Source organism: Butyricimonas faecalis (genome assembly GCF_003991565.1).
In the GTDB taxonomy this organism is placed as follows: Bacteria; Bacteroidota; Bacteroidia; order Bacteroidales; family Marinifilaceae; genus Butyricimonas; species Butyricimonas faecalis.
The window spans coordinates 4,678,872-4,699,775 of sequence record NZ_CP032819.1; the positions used below are offsets into that span (position 1 = coordinate 4,678,872).

The following is a 20,904-nucleotide window of genomic DNA, read 5'->3' on the forward strand; positions in this document are numbered from 1 at the left end:
ATGAAAAAGTGTATATACCTGTTATGTGTTTTGAGTTTCGTTTTAACTGCCTGCCAGGAAGATAAATTCGGGTCGAAAGAGAATAGCGGAAGTGCAGCATTAAAGTTGAAATTCAACACTTCAAGCAATCTGTCGAGAGCCGTGTCGAGTGACGAGGAAGAACAACGGATTCAAAATGTTTACGTGTTTATCTTCAACCAGGACGGGACAAGGGTGTTCGGACAATTTTACAACGGAATCAACGCGAATGGCACTCATCAAATAGAGATAAAAAACATCCCTGCTGGGAGCGGTAAAATCATAGCCGTCGTTGCCAATATCAATTTGGATATCTTCGACATGACGACAGCAACCCTGGACGCGATAACCGCGTACCCCGACTTGCTGGCTTTGACTTCCCGCATGCAAGACAAGTTTATCGAGAGGGGTGCCCAGTTTTTGATGAGCGGAACGACAGCCGCTGACTTAACTGCCAATACCACCAATCCGGTGAACGTTTCCTTGAAAAGAGTGGACGTAAAAATCCGTTTCAACGTAACGACGGCAGAAGGCGTGACTTTCACCCCGTTGGACTGGCAAGTGGTGACGGTACCACGGGTGGTGAGCGTGCTCCCGACCGAGGTGCAAGGATTATTTGAGTTTGGGGGCAATTATTTCGACAGTAGCTGGAATAATTTTGAAATCTCCATGACAGGAGCCAACACTTTCGCGTTTTATATTCCGGAAAACAAGGTGGATGTGCGAAAGGCAATTCCCGCTACGGGAACATATGCCGAACAATACGCGTTACGCGAGAAACAGGAGAAAACGCCTAACAATGACGGCACCGTGACAAATGGTGCGTACGAATATGCCGACGAGAGGGCCACGTTTGTGAAATTCAAGGGAAATATTTTCTACACGATAGGTTCCGGCAAAGAAGTTTCGGCAGACGTAACGTACACCGTTCACCTGGGTGCGGTAAACGGCGTGAATGATTATAACAGTCTTCGAAATCATTTTTACACTTACAACGTGAAGATCGTGAGCGTGGACGACATTATCGTGGAGGTGGAATCAGGAGAGGAGGCACAAGAACCGTCGCCCGGAAGCGAAGGTGATGTCGTGTTTGCCAAGAAAGTCCTGGAATTCGACGCGCATAACGAAGTCTTCAAGACCGTCTTTCACCAAAGTGATATCGACCAATCACTGACGTGGAATATTTCCACCCCTTTTTCCAAAGGAGCAGAAGATGAAAATCCAAAGGATTACGAATGGATATGTTTTCGCATAAACACAAAATCAAGAACCACGTATAGTGGAGACTTCACGAGATTCAAAGGGGATAACGGGGTGTACACGGATGCCGAATTGACAATACCCGGCTACTCGCACCCGTTGGACAAATACATGGCGGATATCAATTCGGGAAACGATAAGATGTTAAATATCAAACAACTGGTAAGTGTATTGAAAGAGTGCAAACGCAGGTATCTTGCCAATAACGGTGCAGTTTCCGGAACCCTGTTCGACAGTGCCGATGAGATTGTGTTTACTACTTTTTTGAGAGATTTCTATTACGAGGTGAATCCTGAAAATACATCGGAAACCGTGGAAAACGGTTTATGGAAAAAATTTGTCAACACGGAGAAGAGGGTGCTCAATATCCTGTCAAACCTCCAGTACAGCGCGGATCGCGTGAGTACCAAGACCACCGCCTTGTACTCCATCAGGCAGGCATCCATCCAAACCATGTATAACAAGGAAGCCGCCGAGAATTTCACGGCATGGGGTACCGAAGCGATACAAGACGAAGACCGCTACCGGTTTGAAACAACAACCACAAGGGACAATCGTACGTACGATGACAAAGATAACGGGCGTGCGAACACGATCAACATGTGGATGGCAAATTCCGGTTCGGAGAAGTGGGATACCTATATAGATTACACTACCTGGGAAATGAAACCCGCCTATAATGCTGCAAAATACAGATGTATGCGTTTAAATCGAGACATGAATGGGGACGGACAGATTGATGAAAACGAGGTGCAATGGTATCTTGCCAGCATTAACCAGCTCACGGATTTGTGGATCGGGGAAAACTCTTTTGACCCACAAGCCAGGTTGTATAAACGGAGCACGTGGGAGGAAGACCTGCAATGGTACGCAAGCAGTACGGTGCTTGAAAAGAATAGCAGTCGGGTGGGTGGCATTATTAGTGGCTATTATGTTTACAGGGATAACCCGGATATATTATGGTCATCCGAGGGTTCTTCCGTCGGGCTATTGACCGGAGCGGGGGCAATAGACGATGCCATCGTTTATTACAGGTGTGTCAGAAATTTGGGAGTGCCGAAGAACGCGGCCAAAGAAGTACGACCGGACGACTTTGCCATTTATGACGAAACAACGAGAACCATCACGTTAACTCGATTGGACGCCAAATCCATACGGGGATTTAAGACCACGGAAGAATTGGCGGATCACAACGAACGTGACGTACGCGGCTATAACAAGCCTTGGAAGGCTTTCAAAATAAACCCGACAACACACGGGAATGCCTTGAGTTGGCAAACTATCATGGCACGCTCGCAACCCGGAGCTACGAACCCCGTTTGTCCCAAGGGTTGGCGAGTGCCCAATCAAAGAGAATTGGCGCTGATGTATTCTAGAATGCCTAGAAATAGTACCTCCTGGCCATTAACGGATCATTTTGCCAAGAGTAGTTTCAGTTTCAACCCCACAGGCGGTAACCGTATAGGCTTCTCGGTTAAAAACGAGGGAGGCGTATTCTATTTACTACACAATAAAAGCGACGAGGTCGGTGGTGTGCGTTGCGTGCAAGATGTTGATTAACAAATAAAAGTAATGAGGTGTGTCAAAACTCCATATTCCAATTCCCTCCCCCTTTCGGGGTACTCCCTCATATGGAGTTTTGACACGCTTTCGGCAGGAAACACCAGATCGTTTGTGCCTTACAAGTTAAGATATTCCCTGAGTGCGTCAATGTAATCCTCCAAAGCCTTCCTTCCCGTGTCGGTCAGTTGGCAGGAGGTGTGAGTCTTTTTCCCGACGAATTCCTTTTTCACTTGGATATAGCCGGCGGTTTCGAGTTTTTCCAGTTGCACGCTCAGGTTTCCGGCAGTCGCGTTCGTTTTCTCTTTCAAGTACACGAAATCCGCTGTCTCTACCGACAAGAGCAGGGAGACTATTGCCAGACGTAACTGAGAATGTAATAGCGGATCTAGTTCTCTCATAGTTTTTCGGATTTATTGTTCAAAACATGTCCCGGTATGATCATCATGATGACAAATGACAGGCCAAAGTAGAGGTTCCAGCGTATGTCGATACTGTTGTTTATCGTGTAGTTCATCAGCATGTATATGGCGAACACGAAGCCCGCGAACGGGGTGTAGGACAAGCACTTTTCTCGGATGACTAAACCCGTGATTGCTGTTCCGATGCTCGCGTACAGGAGGCATAAGGGGAGCATGAGCATGAAATCACACTTTCCGACAAGGAGTGATAAGGCCAGCATGACCAGCACGGTTAACGAGAATAAGGTGCCTACCACTTGCCAGACTTTGTTGACCATGCTGTCCGTGTAAGTGACGACGGTCGGGGAGTTCCTTTTTCCCTTGAGTAAGAGGATGATTACCGGTAGGAACATGAGAAACCAGCCCGCCCACCACCAGGGGGTGGGGATCATGCGGAGTAACGTGTAGATGATGACGGATAAGATGGCTGCCGTGTAACCGTAGATGATGAAGTAATTTCCCTGATCTTTCACGAGGTTCTTTCTGGTTGCCTGTATCATGTGAGAGATGAGTTCTAGGCTTTCTTTCTCTGTAAACTTTTTTTCTTCCATGCTTGTTGTGTTTAGGGTTATTCTTTTTGTTGATGTAAATATAAACTAGTTTATTTTATAAACCAAATGATTTAGTGAATTTTATTCCTTCACGTGGATATTATTTTTTATTTTTGCTTGTAAATATATTGGAGGATGGTATTATGATAAAACAGGATTATCTCGTGCGCATGATTCAAGAAATTATTTCTGCAATCGCTAGGGCTATATTGAACAAGAAGAAGATTCGCCAGCAGGATCAAGACGAGTATGACTTGTTGGCGCGGCAAATGTTAGGATTTCCCGTGAAGGAGTTGGCGACGATGGATGTGCAGGAGTTGATTGATCGATATGCCAGTGAGGAAGACGGGATGGGTAAGATCGAGCTTGCATCCGTGTATTTGTTGAGATTTTCGGAGGAGGTGGAGGATGATATTTTGTTGAAGTCGAAACTGCGTCAAGATGGAACGCGGTTGCTTAAGTATGTGCAACAGGAGGATACTAGTTTTTCGATACAGCGGGATTGTTTGATCCGGATGCTGGAAACAAATCAGTAGAGGCGTGATTGCATGGAGAAGCCGAGGTATGAAAATTAAAAGTAGAAGAAATGATACAAATTCAACATTATGCATCTCCTTGTGGAGAGCTGATTCTTGGTTCTTTCGAGGGTAAACTTTGTTTGTGTGACTGGATGCTCGAAAAACGCAGGGCATCTATTGATAAACGGATTCAGAAAGCGCTAGGGGCTGATTACGAGGAGGGTGTTTCTGACGTGATACGGGAAGCGATCACGCAGCTTGACGAATATTTTGCTCGCCAGAGGAGAACGTTTGACATTCCGCTGGTTTTTACGGGAACGGATTTCCAGAATTCGGTGTGGCAGGAGTTGATGAATATTCCTTACGGGAAAACGTTGTCTTATGGAGAATTGGCGAAAAAACTGGGAAACCCGAAAGCTGTTCGTGCCGTGGCTGCTGCCAACGGGGCTAATCCTATTTCCATTTTTGTTCCTTGTCATCGGGTGATTGGGGGGAATCATAAATTGGTTGGGTACGGGGGAGGTTTGGAGGCTAAGAAGGGATTGCTGGATTTGGAGATGGGGTGGCAAGGGAGGCTTGTTTGAAATTGGAGGAAGAGACGGAACGAAAAGTTGTAACGTTTTTGAACGTGAGGATGTGCCTGGGGTACAAGATGATACGAACACGAAAGAGGGGGAAGAAGACCTGTAAGAATGAAAGTGCATTATATTGCACTATGGAATACGGTGATTTGATAAAGGAACGTAGAGCTGTGTTGGGCTTGACTCTGCAAGATTTGTCGGATTATACAGGTTTCGGTGTGCGTGTCATTAAAAGTATTGAGGTTGAAAAGGGAAGTCCATCCTTGAATATGCTTGAAAAAATAGCAAATTCATAAAGATAGTTTGATAAACATTTTGTGATAAACAAATGTTTATCTGTATTTGTGGTGTAAAAGTTTCTTTGAATGTTTTCAAACCAAGAGCTAAAGGCTCGGATAGAACATGAGATGAGAAATCTTAAGTTCTATGCTCTTTACTAGGATATTTTGTTGAAAGATATGTCAGAAAGAGAACTGGAGGGAGCGATTGACTTTCATTTAGATCGTTTGATTGTTTTGCTTCGTTTGAAAGGTTAAAAACAGGACACTCTTTCGGGGGTGTCCCAAAGAAACTTTACAATTTTAAATGTTTAAGATATGGCAAGTTACGAAAAATTGAATAATGAATTGGAGCAGATGAAAGCGAAGTTTATGGCTCTTTCTTCCGAGGAAGAGGAACGTGAGTTTCGTAAGGAGATGGAGGCATTTGTTGCTTCGAAGCCAACAGAAGATCGTGAGGTGCTCGCCAAAGTATTTATTGATGGCGCTACTAGAGCTTGTGAGCAGGCAGAGAAAGTGTATGACGACACGTTACGTGCCTATTTGGATGGGATATATGAATCTATTTCATGGTCTTATGTTGCACGGCATTATTTTGGTAAAAGTCGCTCGTGGTTGAGTCAGCGCATAAATGGTCTGAAAATTAGAAATAAAGAAGTGCAGTTTACTGCTGATGAGAAAAAAATATTATTGAACGCATTACTCGATTTGAGTAATAATATTAAATGTACAGCTTTGGTTATAGAGCATCTCTGAAACTTTTACAACTTTAGAGGGAAGCCCGCCATGAAAATGGGGGGCTTTTATAGAGGAAAACTACTACGATTTATTTTGAAAATACTAGTAATTTTTATATATTTGCACATGTGATACTAAATAGGAGAGCCTATCTTGAAAGATATTGTGAGTTTATTCTAATTTTAAAAAGAAAATCGCCAATTTGAAAAAACGAGATTAGACATGAAATTCACGCTGGTTAAGCGAGGGTTGTTGTCTGTCTGTTTCTAAGGCGCATGGCGATGCCTCTGTTTTAGATAGAATTTACAATCCTCGCTTTTTTATTGTGTAATTTTTGCTTGGAGGATTGGGCAAAATTAATACTTGTAATTATGGATGAGCCGCATTAATGCGCCCGCTGCCGCTTCGGTGTAGGACAACGGGAAAGGCGGAATCATAATCCCCCTCTCTTCCTCTCTTAATTTGTGAAAATGGGTTTTGGAAGCGGCGACCCGTTCCGGGTTCACGCATGGTATCCCTCCTCTTTTTTTCTTTTACCAGTATTAATTCTTTTGAAGTGTAGTGATTCTTTAAGGGAAAAATAAAAAAGCACTTACTTTTTGATTTGTAAGTGCTTGATAATCATTTTGTCGGGATGACAGGATTTGAACCTGCGACAACACGCCCCCCAGGGCTTACTGGGAACTTCGTGTTTAGTTGTATCTATTTGAATTTTAGTTTGTTAATTGTTTTGCGACTTGCTTTAATTTGTCCCTATTTGCATTAAGTTGTCTGAAATGTTTAATGAATGTTTAATCGAACATGTGTGGTAATAAAGTTCACGTGCATGATATTAATTTTGATTATACGGGGTAAGAATACACTTTGTTACACGTTATAAAAAAGTAATATAAAATTATTTTTCCAATAGATTCCATAAATCGTATTTTGAATATTAGATAGTTACGTGCATGATTTTATGGAGGAAAACAGGAATTTTTTCATTGTTGTCTATTTGCAACCGTTTAACTTTACTGGTGCAAGAACCTAAACATGATGTTGGGCGTATGGCAAATTCTAATGACAACTAAAAAAAAGATATGGCGACATTTAAATTTTTACTTTACAAAAGTAACGTGAAACGTGACGGGTTGTATCCTGTTTGTCTACGGGTTACCAAAGACCGAAAATTGAAATATATTTCACTGAACCTGTATGCAAGCGAAGAGCAGTGGAGCGAGGAAGCGTCTCGATTCAAGAATAACAAGCGATTGAACCCTAAACATGGAGATTTAAACGCTTTACTCAATCATTACGAGGAAAGGAAGGATTCTCTAGTAAGAAAACTGGCAGAAAACAGGGTGAACTGGACGTTAAATCAATTTGAAGAACTGTTTTTAGGGGCTTCGAAGAAAGGGAAAATATACGATTACTGGTTAAAGCAAATCGAGCACCAAAAGGCGATCAACCGGATCGGTAACGCTCGTTCTTACAAGGCGTGCCTGCATATACTGGAAAAATACGACAAGAAAATAAAGGAGCGTTTATTCTCGGAGATAGATTTGAAATACGTGAACAACTTGAATACCGCCTTGATCAAGGACGGGTGTTGCGGGAACACCAGGTTTGGTTACATAAAAGCGGTACGGCTCATGTGGAATAAAGCCATGAAGGATAACGAGGCCCCGGAAGATGCTTATCCTTTCGGTAAGGGGGGATTCTCTGTGAATAGCTTGAAAGAAGAAACCCGTAAAAGATACTTGACGGACGAGGATTTAATTTTAATAAAAGAATCACCGCAACAAAACCCCACCTTGGAATACACCCGTAGGTTGTTCCTGTTTTCCTATTATTGCTGGGGCATGAGCTTTCAAGACATGGCCTATTTAACCACACGGAATATAGAGAAACTAGAGGGAGGTTACCACATCGTTTATAAAAGGAGAAAGTTGAAAAACCAGAAAGAAGCGAAGAACTTGAAAGTGGTAATAACGGCAGACGTGCAAGAAACGCTAGATTGGTTCAAGAAAAACACGATTTTAACGGGAGATTACCTCCTTCCTATTGTAACGATAGATCACGAGGGGGAAAAATTGTACAATCACGTTCTCGCGAGGTCCAGGCGTTTTAACTTGAATCTCGCCAAACTCGGTGAAGTGCTAGGTATAAAGACGCTGAAATTGACAAGCTACGTGGCCCGTCACACGATGGCAATGGTACTTCAAAGAAAGAAAGTGGCAAGGGAGGTGATCAGTCAGGTGCTAGGACACACGAACTTGGCCACGACGAATGTTTATCTTGACAGTTTTGACACGAACGTGTTGGACGAGGTAGCCAAATTATTGTAGATATGTTATTACGAAATGAAACGCCCTTGAGCGATGTTATAAAAACGTTGCTCCGGGGGGAAGCAGATGAACTTGACGAGGAAAACCTAGTTTGTTACGTGGAGAATTTAACTCGTGGCGACAGGGATGCCCTCCAACGAGTGCGGAAAAGGGTGGAGACGGCTATTGAAGAGTGGAGAGATTCCTATTACGAGTCAACCTATTATGACATGGTGGAGAGATACAGGCAAGGAGAGTTAAAATGGACAAACGAGGAACTGGACGACTTGTTTTTCGAGGAGGAGTTCATGCGGAAAGAGGGAAAAACGGGTTTGACCGTGGATTACCTTCACGACGCCATACAGAAATTCGGTTTCATAAACGAGCACCACGAGGAGGCGATAGAGCGTGCTTGGGAGGAGCGTGATTACGAGTTTTTGAAGGCACGGTGGGAAGAGTTAAGTTTGGATGGAATTAGATCGTTACAGGCAGCGATAACCCTCGTGCTTGAAGTTACCCCACCCGAACCACGTGACGATGTGCAGGAGGCCAATAGACCCGAAAAACGGCTAGAAGAGTACCCCGACGTGTTCGGTGTGGACTCGTGTAGCGAGATTACGGGGTATAGCAAGAACACGATTTATAAATTTACTTCCAACGGGAAAATGCCATGTTGTCGCCCCGCCAATAACGGGCGGAAGTTGATGTTCCGGCGTGATGAAGTGATAGAATGGTTGACGGCACGACATCAAGAAACCACGGGGGAATTCGTGAGCAACATGGAGAAGCGTTTGGCGGCTCGAAAATAAATTATTTCTATAACAACCTAAAAATAGTTCAAAAACATGGTCGATACAATAGGTTTAGTCATTGATCAATCCGCGGTCAATTATGCCATGGACTTCATGGCCGAGGTTAGTGCAAAAATCAACGTTGATCTCGAACGTAGTAACGAGTTTCGAATCATGGGCACGTGTAAGAATATGAAAGTCTACATCACACCTGCTCGTGTCCATATCGAGGGTAGCCTTCCTAAATTTCGTTATAATAGTAACCTAATAACACTAGAACGTGAAGAACCCGGCCTCATTATAGACAAGTTAAGCTCTATTCTAGGCTTACCTCTACGTGAAGCGTTCGTTACACGTGTTGATATAGCTGCAAATATCGAGGTGGAAAATAACCCAAGGAGTTATTTTCCATATCTAGGTTTGTTAAAAAATTTCGATCGTAATATCCGCAAGGATACTTTATACTTTCATCAAAATTGGACCTCGCTTTACTTCTACGACAAGGTACTGGAAGCCAAGAAACACAAGGATCCACTTCTAACCCCCGATTTGCAGGAAAAATGTATCTTACGGTACGAGATGAGGTTCAAGCGTCAATGGCTACAGTACTATTTTAATCGTAAAATTAAAGCGAAAGAGTTGTACGGAAACGCTAGTGACGTGTGTTGTGAATTAATCGCAACGTGGTATTACAAGTACGTGGATATAGTGAAAAGTGGTATAATGAAACCTAGATTTGACATGTCGAAAAACGGGTTATTCATGTGGTTACTGAAAGATTACAACAGAAAGTTTAACGTTCTAAAATTGATAGAAGCCTGTAGTGAGAAAGGAGACAGGAGGGCTGCACGGTTGAAACGGGAAGTGGTGAAGATGTTGAAAGAACGTGATTACGAGGAAGGGAACATGATAGAGGAGTTAAACACGAAAGTGTTTAACTGCACGGAGGTGTATTAGAACGAGAGTGGAATGGTAATATAAGAGGACGTTGGAAAGATTGAAAAACCTCTACACGAATTTATTCGAGATTCGACCTAACAATAATTGAAAACGTGGAGAGCCGAACGCTAGCACGTTCGTTCCCACCCTTTCAATTATTGTCAGGTCGAACTCGTTAAAATAGTCGTTTAATAAAGTGGTACAGCCAACTTGAACGTGGCAGCGATAAAAATATTCGGTTAAATGTTTTGGTGGCTGTAACGGGCTAAAACGAGAGTCTGTAAAATGTAGGATAAGTCGTTCCTAATTTCTATATTTGTGGTAACTAAAAAAAGAGTGTCATGGTAAAGCAAAACGCTATAAAGGTTTTCGAGGAGAAGAAAGTTCGCACGGTATGGGATAGCGAGAGGGAAGAGTGGTATTTCTCCATAGTGGATGTCGTGGCCGTGTTGACGGATAGCGATAATCCACGTAAATATTGGAGCGTGTTGAAAACCCGTTTGAAGAAAGAGGGAAGTGAAACGGCTACAAATTGTAGCCAGTTGAAGTTACCCGCGGAAGATGGTAAGATGCGCTTGACGGATGTTGCCGATACGGAGCAATTATTCCGGTTGATACAGTCAATCCCCTCTCCTAAAGCGGAACCTTTCAAGTTGTGGATGGCACGGGTGGCCAAGGAACGGTTGGATCAAATGCAAGACCCGGAGTTGTCAATCCAGCAGGCCATGATGGATTACAAGCGGTTGGGGTATTCCGATAACTGGATCAATCAACGGCTCAAGAGTATCGAGATACGCAAGGACTTAACCGATGAATGGAAGCGTCACGGGTTGCGTGAGGGAGTGCAGTTTGCCACGCTGACTGATATTATCTACAAGACGTGGGCGGGTAAGACGGCCAAGGAGTACAAGGAATTCAAGGGTTTGAAGAAAGAGAACCTGCGGGATAACATGACCAACAAGGAATTAGTTTTGAACATGCTTGCGGAGTTGTCTACAAAGGAGATATCAGAGGTACGGAATCCCGAATCTTTCAAGGAGCACGTGGATGTAGCCCAGCAAGGTGGCACGATAGCCCTTAATGCAAGGTTAGAATTGGAAAGAAAAACGGGAAAACCAGTCGTGACGCCTCTAAATGCCAAGGACGTGTTAGGGTTGCAGGGTGACACGGGCACGGAAGAGGGAGAAGAAAACGTGCAAGAATGAAAGCGACGGTATCATGGAATAACGTGTGGGGAGCCTGTTAGCACGTGTGAACCCGTCTAAAAAGTAAAATAGAGGAGTGCAACAGAACGCAAGGGGGATTAGATACCCTCATCTCGGGGTTATTATGCCTTGGTAAAATATTTGCCCAATAGAGTCTAATTGAGGAATCGAATTAATGGTTCGATACTTTGGTGAGCGTGTTCCCTAAAACAAGAATGGAGAGGAGGACCATGCACGTTCTGCGTGATGTCATGATGATAGAGGCGTGATGATGAGGTGATGAGGTCAACTGGTAGGGGTGAAAATGCCTGATGAAAATATCTGATACATAGGGAAAAGAGATATCGTGGATAGAACGTGATACGGGTAAAGATATGGTGATCGTTATATGGAAAGGTCAAGAGGTGGAAAAGTAATTTTGAATTTCTTGTCGGAGTATTCCTCTTAAAATCTTGTCGAGTGTCGATAAATGTATAAATTTGTTCCACGACACCCTTAAAAAACGTTTGTAGAACGCAAGAAATTAATTACATTTGTGATACCAAACGGGTAATACCGTTGGTAGACATATTGGTTATAGAAAGCGTTTAGCTTTATCCCGTTTTTAGAAATCTGGACAATTTCGAATCACACGGGGATTGGCGATACAAACGTTCATGCTTGCCGTATATATATATATATATATATCTACTATATACATGGTCTAGCGTGGGGTGTCGTTTTATCTCGTGTGGTGGGTTTGTCCAAAACCTCTAAAAACAGATAATCCTAACAGTCCCACGCTTGAACCGAGAATGATTGTATATTAATCTGATAATCAGTTTAACTATTTGGATTTTCTATATGTCTGATACCGTAAAGTTCCCGCAAATTGAAAATATCCAAATCATAGAACAACACGGATTACATATCATTTATTGATTTGCTATAACTTTCAATGGGCTCTGCCACCATACTATATTCTTCTTCAGTTATCTCATAAGGTTTGACGCTTCTGTATTCAAGATTGATACGATAAAGCATATATTCTAATGCATCCAATGTCTGTTGGCGTACCTTCGATTTTAGTTGGCATTCCCAAACAGTAATGCAATGCCAGCCCATAGAAACTAATTTTTGCCGTTCCTCCATGTCTCTGTTTCGATTTTGTTCAATTTTATTCTTCCAGAATTCAATATTTGTTTTTGGAAGGACATAATACTTGCACCCTTCGTGACCATGCCAAAAACAGCCGTTTATGAAAATAACAGTCTTATATTTGCGTAAAACTAAATCTGGATGTCCAGGAAGTCGTGGATAGTTCAGTCTATATCGAAAGCCACGACTGAACAAGAATTTCCTCACCAATAATTCTGGCTTTGTATTCTTGCTCTTTATCGCGGACATACAGCGATGACGCTGCTCTCGGGTCAAAACATCTGCCATTTTGTTTATTTATATTGTCGTATCAGTAATAATTTCTTTGTAAAACCATTCCATCTTAATGTCACAGTTCTTGCTGTTCGGTGCTGGCTTAGCTTCTTTAATTTTAACCATAATAGGCATAGGCACACAATTTCCAAAAATCAAGGCCTCCCCAGGCACTGCTTGTTTGATTTTAGTAATATAATCCTCACTAAAGTATGGGAGAACAGAATAGATATACTTCATATCTACCTCATTTTGAATTCGGTGTACAATATAGTTTCCGCACTGCGATAGAACTGTCTGGGATAGCTCTGAAGGCCTTTGCGAAGATATAATTAAATAAAGTGAGTATTTTCGACCTTCTCGTGCTATTTTTTCAAATATATTTTCACGCATTATATAATTTGCATCTTTTCGAATATAACGATGCGCCTCATCAAGAATCAAGTGTATTGGTTTTTGTTGTCGTAATTTTCCAAACTTACATTTTCTATAATCGAACACCATTCGAGATACGACACTTGTCATCAATTCTAAAGCATCCGTTCCCACTTCACTCGAATCTATAGTGATAAGTTGTTTGCTTTTTTCCTCAGAATCTGAGATGCCAAACATTTTCTCTAAGTAGTCATTGCAATCTAGATAATCAGGAGTTTCAATGCGCATAAATGCGCATTCCGGATTATAAAGGAAAAAATCTAACCGACTCATCAACGTAGAGGTGAAATCCCGAATATGCAGATTACCATGAGCTTCTTCCTCCAAAAGTACCATATCAACTGCAGTTCTTAGATAATGGTAGTCAAAGTATTTACCAGGCTTAAGTTTGTTTTGGTCTACCGCCAAAGCATCACTTTCATCGATTTGCCGGAAAGCACCTTCTATTATGTAATCTGAAAGGTTTGCTTCGCAATGATCACGATGTTTTGTTATACATACGTACTTCGGCTCGTCTTCTATGGCAGTAAAAAGATTAAGCGCATTAGACAAGGAATCATTATTATTACCAAAGTTAATCACACACAGATCGTTACAAGCATTGAGAAAGTTAGAAAGATCTGTCAAAACATTCTTGTCAACATCATCACCAAGGCTACTATTGCATGTCTGTCTAAGCATAGCAACAGCTCCTTTTGCAGCGGTCATCTTGGAAGTATCACTGTCGATTCTACTTACAATATTGAATAGCATTTGCCGTAATTTCCATTTGATATAATTGGCAAATCTATGAGCATCCTTTCTTTTATCTGTATTAAAAATGCTGTAAAACTTATAACTCTCTTGAAGAACTCTATCCCAAAAAGGTTTTTGGGTTCGTTCAGATGCCATTAAAAAAGATAGCCATTCATCAAGATTCATCAAATAATATGGTAACACAAATGGCTTATACCCATCAACAGCTTTACTGATATTGGGTTTATAGAAAACAGGGATTATGGTTTTATGTAAATTGGCTTCTTCACCAAAAGCCATGGGATATTCACCATTAGCATCAAAGATTATTGTTTTTGCGCCAAATGCTTCATTGTCGTGTTTGCGATACACCTCATGTAAAATATGCGCTATTGTATTTGATTTACCACTACCACTATTACCTAGGACTGCTGAATGTATATTGAAGAATCGGTTTACATCAAGTTCTATAGAGTAATTAATTAGACTTTTACTAGTACCAATGAAAATTGTTGAATGCACGCCATCAATGGCACATCCATCATTGTAAGACAGTATTAGGTCTAAATCATTAAATGTCACGATTTCCACATCAGTATACAAAGAAGGAAATATACCCACACCCATACAGAATTTTTCGTGCATTAATGTTCCTATCGGCTTTATTATAATCTCTCTAGAACTATCAAGATTATATGTACTATAGAATTGATTCTCTTTGCCGACCCAATCAACTATTGACACAACCTCACATAAAACGTATTCACCTGAAGAATTTAGAGTTTTGAGGTAGCTACCTATATTGCCAAAATAATAAACCTTCCCATCAATATTGACAGTAGAATTTCGAGTAGTATGAAATAAACGAACCCTAAACTTATCATATTCTACAGATATAATTTTCCCGATTTTCATAATCACTCAGATTTAGTTTCGTTGAGCTGTTTTACAAATGCCTCAAGCATATTCTCTTCCTTCCTAAAAGAATCAAGGTTGGGCAATAATTCATCTACTATGTAGTCGAAGTAGTTTATGGTTCTTTCTTCGGTTTTTGTTATTATTCCGCTTTCATCCTGCTTTTCATTCCAAACTTTGCCCGAAATTGTAAAAATACGATTATCATTGATAAAAAAGATGGGTTTCTTCGCCTTTTCAGGATCTGTCGGTTTCTTACCAAATATAACCACATTAATGGTGGAATTCGTTGCCAACGCTCGATAAATGATGTCATTGACATGGCGGTCATTAAAACCATAACCTATAATAAACAATACCGAGTGTGGTTCCAAAAGCTTATTCTGAAATTCTCTAAATAGGTCAACGTATGGCACACCAAGGCTTTTATCCTGTTTCGTAGGAGTAGGATATACCAATGCGGATTTCTTTGGACTTAATTGTTGGGGTGATAGTTCTTCTATATTGAAATAATTGTTCATTTTATGATCTGTTTCGTGCCAATTGATAGAGCCATGAATCTTATACAAATACACCATATTTTCTACAGGTTCGTATTTGTCTATACTTGTATCCATCCTTTTAGACCAGGTGTAGTTAAATAGGGCTGGATTAAAATATTTTCTAAGCCCTCCACCGAAGCCATTTATGTAGTGGATATTCAAGGAATCTAATGCTGTTTCATTAAACAGGTCATTGTTTGTAGTGAATATGCGGATGCGAGACAAGTCCTTATTACGCAAAGCTATTTTCTGATAAAATGTTTTATAATATTCTAAAACATTTTTTGATGTTTCTTTGTCCATATCGACATTGATACTATTGAATATGTATTCTTCAATCCGATGTATGAGCCTATTGTATAATTCTTTAAATTCTCCAACATGGTCATCATCTGTTTGGATGCCACCATAATAAGTGCGTGCAGAATACATGACTTCAAGCGTTGCTTCAAGATTCTTACCAACTTTATTTACAATACGCTCAAATTCCGTTTTCTCTGCAATTTCCTTCTCTTCATCGAATTTGAGTTCTTTAAATAACCCATCCATTGTAGGGATTGCACCACTACTTGTTCCTGAACCAAACAGGAAATTGATGTTTTTTAGATTAAAGAACTCTCGAATCTTATCTTTGAGTAAAGAAAATCGCGATTTAAAATCAGAGTCGGATTGAAAATAATTAGAAGTGCCTTGGGTCATAATCAAGTCACCGAATTTATGATTATTATCTGTCATAATTTCTTGTCAATATTAAGATTATTAATCCGTAGTACTATGATTGTTATATTTGAATGATAAAAATTACATGCTATTATATTCGATCAAAGAATCCCTCATAATCTTCATCGATTATTTTCCATTTTCCGATTTTGCGTCCCCCGATACGAGTAATCTTTTTCAATTCTTGAAGACGTTTTAAATATTTTTGAACTTGACGCGCTGATACGCCCATGTTCTCAGCCATCTGTACTGCATTGATTTGAGGATTTTGGGATATTAGCTTGTAAATCTGACGGCTCGCTTTTACGAACTCTTTTGCGAACTTTGACGGTCCTTTTACGAACTCTTTTACGAACACCTCCCCATTGTCTTTTACGAACTCTTGTATTAAAGGTGTACCATTAGGTGTAACTTCTCCAATAATTTCATTCTCAAAATTCAAGTTCCACAGTACCACATGGAACTCCGATGCATTTGAATGGAATTCAGGTACATGAAAATTATGCAGCACTTCAAATTTCTTATAGGAATCAATTATCTTTTTCATTCCGCTGCCTCTCCGTTCCATCAGTCCCAATCGGCTGAAGAAATCAGCCAATAAAGGATTCCTTCTCTTGGATGGCACAGTAAGAGGATCCAACTGCTGGATAAGCCGGCCGTCCATCATTCCTCCTGGAGAGTATATTTCCAGCCTGTCATCGTACATATCAATATGAATCTCACTTCCCATCTGCAAATAATCACGATGGATGATAGCATTCGCAATCGCTTCCGTCACCGCACGTTCCGGATAATCTGGAAGTTCCTCACGATAGTCGTTTTCCTTCCACCATTTCTTATGAGAGTTATTTCTCACAAAAGACACGGCATCCTGCAACTGGCCAATCACGCAACCTTCCAGTTCAACATCATCAATCGCTTCTCCCAAACCGCTGGTCATGTCCAGACCGTTCCAACGTGTACAGAAAATACGGGACTGGCGTACAGGCGATTCATCAGCCAACAATGCTCCGGCATTTGTCAGATTGCCGTTTTCATCCACAATGCCCCACGACACGAACTCGCTGTCATCAAACGAACGCTGCAGCCGTTTGTAATGGACGGATCTGAGTTTCGAAAAAGCCATGTCCTCAAATCTGTAATTGGACGGCAAACTGTCGTAAGTACGCCCGGATCCTTTCAAGACAAGGGCTTTCAATTGAATACGGTCTGCCGTAACCGACTCGTTTCCTATGCGTACAAATGCCAGTCGCTGTTTGTCTCCGATGTAGTAATATGGAGTTTCCTGCCCAGGATATACATGCAGCAATATGAGTTTCTTCCCATCAATATCCTTGTATTCAAGATTGACTACAGGCACCGGATCAAGCTTGGTCTTTATCTCTTCACTGATTTTCCCCGCATCGCTTTCTGCATCCGCCAGCCCGATTATTTGGTCATCATCACTGATACCGAATATCAATGTACCGCCTTCACCATTGGCGAAAGCGGACACACTCTTAAGCCAGCTTTTAGGCCGCTTGATTTCAAGCATCTGTTTTTTGTCGTAAGCGGTTGCTTCGCCAATTAATGTATATATATCAAGTCCCATATCTATTTTTCCAAATATTAGCTTATCAAACAATTCAATTATTTTTCATCTTATGATATATTTGCAATTTATCTTTATCAACCTTATAGGATGAGATAAATCCAACATTTTTCAATACATCCAATAACCTTCTGTTCAGTGTATTATCCGATAATTTGACTCTCTTATCTTGATTACATACTTCATGATAATCTCCATCTATAGAAGAAACTAAATGTGCTATTATACTATGGTTATCAAATCCTGCAGTAATCACATAAACAACCAATTCCAGCTTTAAGGATTCATTTTTAGAAATATTGACAAGAAGCGACGCAAATGCATCTGCACTGCATGAAATCCGCCCATTCTCAACAAGAATCAACAACCTGTCTTGCCCTACATTATTTAACTTGTCAACATCCGAGAAACTATCACTGAAAGATCTTAATAGCTTCCTATAATTATCTATTTCTAACATTTTACAGCCAAATAAAGACACATATAGTTCCCCTTTATTGCTTAAATTGTTTGGATAAGTTTCACTAGAAAGTTCTGTAGTGTAATAATTTATATACGATTTTAGCCATTCATTAATTCCTTTATTGTAATCGTAATAGTATGATACATTGTTCCATGTCGGTGATATTATTTTAGATTCGACAGCTATATCATACATTTTCTCGTCTTCTATCCCCACAAAACTATCTATATGGTTATGCTGTCCCGTCAAGTATGTGGCCTTGACATCAGATGGAATATGTTCGTTGGTCAACAAGAACATTAAAGTTTCGGAACTTTCGTCCTTGTTATCATCTTTAAAACATTGGACTGCCGCAGATATATTTCCCCTTACATAACCGACAAATGATTTGTTATCTGTTGCTTTAATTCGCGTAAAATTAAGATTGTCGGCAGATATGGTCTTATCGTCTGTATGAAGATGCCTTGTAATAAGAAGCATATTCTCAAGAGTGATTTCGTAACAATTATGTTCAATTACATAATCCAGCAAATCGTCTGAACCATCGCACAGATTTACAAAACAACTGGTAGAAGCCAGTTTAAGCGACTGCTCCAATGTAATATTATCACAATGTTCGACAAGGAACCTGAAATTTCCATTAAGCCATCCTTGTTGCTCTTGACTCAATTTCGGACAAAATTTCAGATAAGCCTCAATAAGATTTTCCTTTTCTGCATCATTCCTCCAATTTATAATGTTATTCCAGGAATTTATATATTCAATAAAATGCTTAAATACTTCATACTGCTGCTTACCTTCAGAATAATATTGGGACAGGAATTGTAACGGAGCATTATCACATTCCAAACGAATCATCATATGCTCAAACATTTCACCGTAGATACCATGTGAAGCAAGATAATCCAATAAATCTATATTAAGAATGGCATCGCTCTCGAACATATAATCTTTCAATTCTTTAACAAAATTCTCGATCTTGTCTATATGATATTCGTAGGGCTTACATTCTTCAATCTTCATTGACAGCAGAAGCTCTCTGTCAGCCAACGAAACCATACCTTCATAGAAATATGATATGTAATCATAATAATCTTCATCCAAATAGCCTCTACGTATAAATACATTCATCATAGGGGACAATCCCAAACTCTTAAACTCCTCTGTTTCTCCTAACTTATACTTCTTTATCAAGTCTTTTAATCTCAATGACTTCACTTTGATTTTTTCCTGTTGGATATGTCTATGCTCTTTTAGGAAGTATTTAGCGCCTTTCTCTAACAAATCTATTCGTTTGGAATAATTGACTTCATTATCTATTTGTTTAAAATCAATTGTCTTTGATTCTGTAGTTGTATTATCATAATAATAGCGATATTGATATGTTATTTCTTTTTCTTCTATCAACTTAGAAAACAACATTTCACTGGTGGCAGTTTGTTCTAAAGAATAATAATTATTTTCAATACGCACTGATAATGGCCTATTTGACAGTCTATGCCAAAGATTAAATAAAAACAGCCGCCTCAAATCAGCCTTACCTAAATTCTCGTTCTGCTTGAAAATCTGCTCTTTTCTAGACAATTCCTCTTCAGATTTTTCAATAGTTTTCAATGCAAGAGGGATGAACTTAGGCTTGCTGCTGATACACCGGTAAACCTTACCTTCCCTATGATGCAACGATGCAAAATCCTGTGGGTAATAGTTCTTGTATACTATCATCCCCAGCAATTTTGTTTTATTGAGCCGATAATTATTAGCCTCACACAGCTTATCCCGATATTGTTTGTACTCATTTACAATATTGGTCAGAATACGCATATCCTGAATGAAAAATGCCATCTCCGACAAATCATCGTCACTGATACCATCGTCTCCACATCCTTTTTTCTCAAGTGCAGATTTAAGTTTGTCCTTTGAATTGGACGGATTGATTATAGGTATTACAGTTGTTATGAAATCAAAGAACTTCGTTCTTTCTTCATCCTTAAAGATGTCATCTTTAATCGCATAGATAAACGTAATATGCCTGCCTACTATCTTTGATTCATTGATAAGCTGATTCAGTTCGCGAAGTTTCAAAAATATATTCGGTGTCCCGAATCTGTCTAGATCTTCGATAATTACAACATTATAATCTGTCACTTGGAAGAAATACAGGATTTCATCAAGATGTTTGTTGAATATAGAATTGTTTTCTATAACCTCTATTTCTCCATCTTTCAGGTTCAATTTGTTCAGCTTAGAATTACTATATGATTTGAAAACATAACGGGCAATCTTATATAATGCAAACAAAATCCATAAGGAAGCAGCAAAATCAAAAACTGTATTCCATGTGTTTCCCCAGCTAAAGAAATCATAGATAGAATCAACCTTGGCAAAAGAAGGCTCAAACACAATGAGAATGCATAGAAGCGTCAATACAAAGGCAACTGGATATTTTACCAGTTCCCATTTCGATAAATGTACAATTTTTCTAAAACGGGAATTCGGCACCGTTTTAGTTTTTTCTCTATAGATAAGTTGCTGAAGAATGCTGTATTCTATTTTACGATTCAGATTCTCTATCCGTTTCTCTCTTTCTCTTTCTTCTTCATTTGATTCTCCACCTGAATCACTGATATTGTTGTCCTCTTCATTTGCCTGCAAAGTTGCAAGAGAAATAGGCAGAAACTTATACTCTTTGGCAAAATCTTCCCTCAGAGTAATAAGTACAGAACTCTTGCCGGATCCAAAAGGACCAGTAAGAGCAATGTTTCTTATGTGCTCTTTTTCCGCTGAAGATAGAGCTTCATTTAACTCAATGACGGATTTATATGAAGCATCTGATTTTTCCAGCTTCTTGGGAAGTAAAGTATCTATTGCCATATCCGTTCTATCGTAT

16 protein-coding genes are annotated in these 20,904 nt (G+C 40.1%); 9 read left to right on the plus strand and 7 right to left on the minus strand.

Annotated elements, in window-relative coordinates; genetic code table 11:
• Entirely contained in the window at positions 1-2,838 is a 2,838-nt protein-coding gene (locus tag D8S85_RS19995; RefSeq protein WP_106624065.1) for a fimbrial protein, read from the plus strand.
• 119 nt (positions 2,839-2,957) lie between these two features.
• Here the strand turns inward: D8S85_RS19995 and D8S85_RS20000 are convergent, their stop codons facing one another.
• Together D8S85_RS20000 and D8S85_RS20005 are read right to left on the minus strand one after the other, a co-directional pair.
• On the minus strand, positions 2,958-3,239 hold the full coding sequence (locus D8S85_RS20000) for a winged helix-turn-helix domain-containing protein (protein WP_106624066.1): 282 nt from the start codon (positions 3,237-3,239) through the stop codon (positions 2,958-2,960).
• A complete protein-coding gene (locus D8S85_RS20005) occupies positions 3,236-3,850 on the minus strand; it encodes a hypothetical protein (RefSeq protein WP_106624067.1) in 615 nt (204 codons plus the stop codon). The genes D8S85_RS20000 and D8S85_RS20005 overlap by 4 nt, the downstream gene beginning before the upstream one ends.
• A 143-nt stretch (positions 3,851-3,993) precedes the next feature.
• Between D8S85_RS20005 and D8S85_RS20010 the strand changes: the two genes are divergently transcribed.
• From D8S85_RS20010 to D8S85_RS20045, 8 genes are all read left to right on the plus strand, one after another.
• Positions 3,994-4,386 carry a DUF6483 family protein gene (locus D8S85_RS20010; RefSeq protein WP_106625190.1) on the plus strand — a complete coding sequence of 131 codons (393 nt, stop codon included), beginning with the start codon at positions 3,994-3,996 and terminating at the stop codon, positions 4,384-4,386.
• Between the two features lie 50 nt (positions 4,387-4,436).
• Positions 4,437-4,952 (plus strand): methylated-DNA--[protein]-cysteine S-methyltransferase, encoded by a 516-nt coding sequence (locus D8S85_RS20015; protein ID WP_106624068.1) that lies wholly within the window; start codon positions 4,437-4,439, stop codon positions 4,950-4,952.
• A 131-nt stretch (positions 4,953-5,083) separates the two neighbouring features.
• Positions 5,084-5,245, plus strand: coding sequence for a helix-turn-helix domain-containing protein (locus D8S85_RS21615; protein ID WP_158641653.1), 162 nt, complete (start codon positions 5,084-5,086; stop codon positions 5,243-5,245).
• 300 nt (positions 5,246-5,545) lie between these two features.
• Positions 5,546-5,983 carry a DUF5053 domain-containing protein gene (locus D8S85_RS20025; protein WP_106624070.1) on the plus strand — a complete coding sequence of 146 codons (438 nt, stop codon included), beginning with the start codon at positions 5,546-5,548 and terminating at the stop codon, positions 5,981-5,983.
• A gap of 1,061 nt (positions 5,984-7,044) precedes the next feature.
• A complete protein-coding gene (locus D8S85_RS20030) occupies positions 7,045-8,292 on the plus strand; it encodes a site-specific integrase (protein ID WP_106624071.1) in 1,248 nt (415 codons plus the stop codon).
• Between the two features lie 2 nt (positions 8,293-8,294).
• Positions 8,295-9,080: a helix-turn-helix domain-containing protein gene (locus D8S85_RS20035; protein ID WP_106624072.1), complete on the plus strand. Its 786-nt coding sequence runs from the start codon at positions 8,295-8,297 to the stop codon at positions 9,078-9,080.
• A 36-nt stretch (positions 9,081-9,116) separates the two neighbouring features.
• Entirely contained in the window at positions 9,117-10,019 is a 903-nt protein-coding gene (locus tag D8S85_RS20040; RefSeq protein WP_106624073.1) for a phage/plasmid replication domain-containing protein, read from the plus strand.
• Between the two features lie 323 nt (positions 10,020-10,342).
• Positions 10,343-11,206 carry a BRO-N domain-containing protein gene (locus tag D8S85_RS20045; protein WP_106624074.1) on the plus strand — a complete coding sequence of 288 codons (864 nt, stop codon included), beginning with the start codon at positions 10,343-10,345 and terminating at the stop codon, positions 11,204-11,206.
• 903 nt (positions 11,207-12,109) lie between these two features.
• On the opposite strand, the gene D8S85_RS20050 is transcribed toward D8S85_RS20045, so the two are convergent.
• The 5 genes from D8S85_RS20050 to D8S85_RS20070 all read right to left on the minus strand — a co-directional run bounded on the left by D8S85_RS20050 (position 12,110) and on the right by D8S85_RS20070 (position 20,888).
• Positions 12,110-12,631 (minus strand): very short patch repair endonuclease, encoded by a 522-nt coding sequence (locus D8S85_RS20050; protein ID WP_127075603.1) that lies wholly within the window; start codon positions 12,629-12,631, stop codon positions 12,110-12,112.
• 9 nt (positions 12,632-12,640) lie between these two features.
• Complete coding sequence (locus D8S85_RS20055) at positions 12,641-14,701, minus strand: ATP-binding protein (RefSeq protein WP_127075605.1); 2,061 nt, start codon at positions 14,699-14,701, stop codon at positions 12,641-12,643.
• A gap of 2 nt (positions 14,702-14,703) precedes the next feature.
• Positions 14,704-15,978, minus strand: a complete 1,275-nt coding sequence (locus D8S85_RS20060; RefSeq protein ID WP_127075607.1) for an SIR2 family protein — start codon at positions 15,976-15,978, stop codon at positions 14,704-14,706.
• Between the two features lie 76 nt (positions 15,979-16,054).
• Positions 16,055-17,554, minus strand: a complete 1,500-nt coding sequence (locus tag D8S85_RS20065; RefSeq protein ID WP_127075609.1) for an ATP-binding protein — start codon at positions 17,552-17,554, stop codon at positions 16,055-16,057.
• A gap of 34 nt (positions 17,555-17,588) precedes the next feature.
• Positions 17,589-20,888: a YobI family P-loop NTPase gene (locus D8S85_RS20070; RefSeq protein ID WP_127075611.1), complete on the minus strand. Its 3,300-nt coding sequence runs from the start codon at positions 20,886-20,888 to the stop codon at positions 17,589-17,591.
• Positions 20,889-20,904 lie beyond the last annotated feature (16 nt).

Excerpts from the sequence above, each read along its gene's own strand:
- D8S85_RS20065 (WP_127075609.1), bottom strand. The coding sequence starts at position 17,554 with ATGGGACTTGATATATATACATTAATTGGCGAAGCAACCGCTTACGAC.
- D8S85_RS20070 (WP_127075611.1), bottom strand. The coding sequence starts at position 20,888 with ATGGCAATAGATACTTTACTTCCCAAGAAGCTGGAAAAATCAGATGCT.
- D8S85_RS19995 (WP_106624065.1), top strand. The coding sequence starts at position 1 with ATGAAAAAGTGTATATACCTGTTATGTGTTTTGAGTTTCGTTTTAACT.
- D8S85_RS20015 (WP_106624068.1), top strand. The coding sequence starts at position 4,437 with ATGATACAAATTCAACATTATGCATCTCCTTGTGGAGAGCTGATTCTT.
- D8S85_RS20060 (WP_127075607.1), bottom strand. The coding sequence starts at position 15,978 with ATGACAGATAATAATCATAAATTCGGTGACTTGATTATGACCCAAGGC.
- D8S85_RS20000 (WP_106624066.1), bottom strand. The coding sequence starts at position 3,239 with ATGAGAGAACTAGATCCGCTATTACATTCTCAGTTACGTCTGGCAATA.
- D8S85_RS20010 (WP_106625190.1), top strand. The coding sequence starts at position 3,994 with ATGATAAAACAGGATTATCTCGTGCGCATGATTCAAGAAATTATTTCT.
- D8S85_RS20050 (WP_127075603.1), bottom strand. The coding sequence starts at position 12,631 with ATGGCAGATGTTTTGACCCGAGAGCAGCGTCATCGCTGTATGTCCGCG.
- D8S85_RS21615 (WP_158641653.1), top strand. The coding sequence starts at position 5,084 with ATGGAATACGGTGATTTGATAAAGGAACGTAGAGCTGTGTTGGGCTTG.
- D8S85_RS20055 (WP_127075605.1), bottom strand. The coding sequence starts at position 14,701 with ATGAAAATCGGGAAAATTATATCTGTAGAATATGATAAGTTTAGGGTT.
- D8S85_RS20025 (WP_106624070.1), top strand. The coding sequence starts at position 5,546 with ATGGCAAGTTACGAAAAATTGAATAATGAATTGGAGCAGATGAAAGCG.
- D8S85_RS20005 (WP_106624067.1), bottom strand. The coding sequence starts at position 3,850 with ATGGAAGAAAAAAAGTTTACAGAGAAAGAAAGCCTAGAACTCATCTCT.
- D8S85_RS20040 (WP_106624073.1), top strand. The coding sequence starts at position 9,117 with ATGGTCGATACAATAGGTTTAGTCATTGATCAATCCGCGGTCAATTAT.
- D8S85_RS20030 (WP_106624071.1), top strand. The coding sequence starts at position 7,045 with ATGGCGACATTTAAATTTTTACTTTACAAAAGTAACGTGAAACGTGAC.
- D8S85_RS20045 (WP_106624074.1), top strand. The coding sequence starts at position 10,343 with ATGGTAAAGCAAAACGCTATAAAGGTTTTCGAGGAGAAGAAAGTTCGC.
- D8S85_RS20035 (WP_106624072.1), top strand. The coding sequence starts at position 8,295 with ATGTTATTACGAAATGAAACGCCCTTGAGCGATGTTATAAAAACGTTG.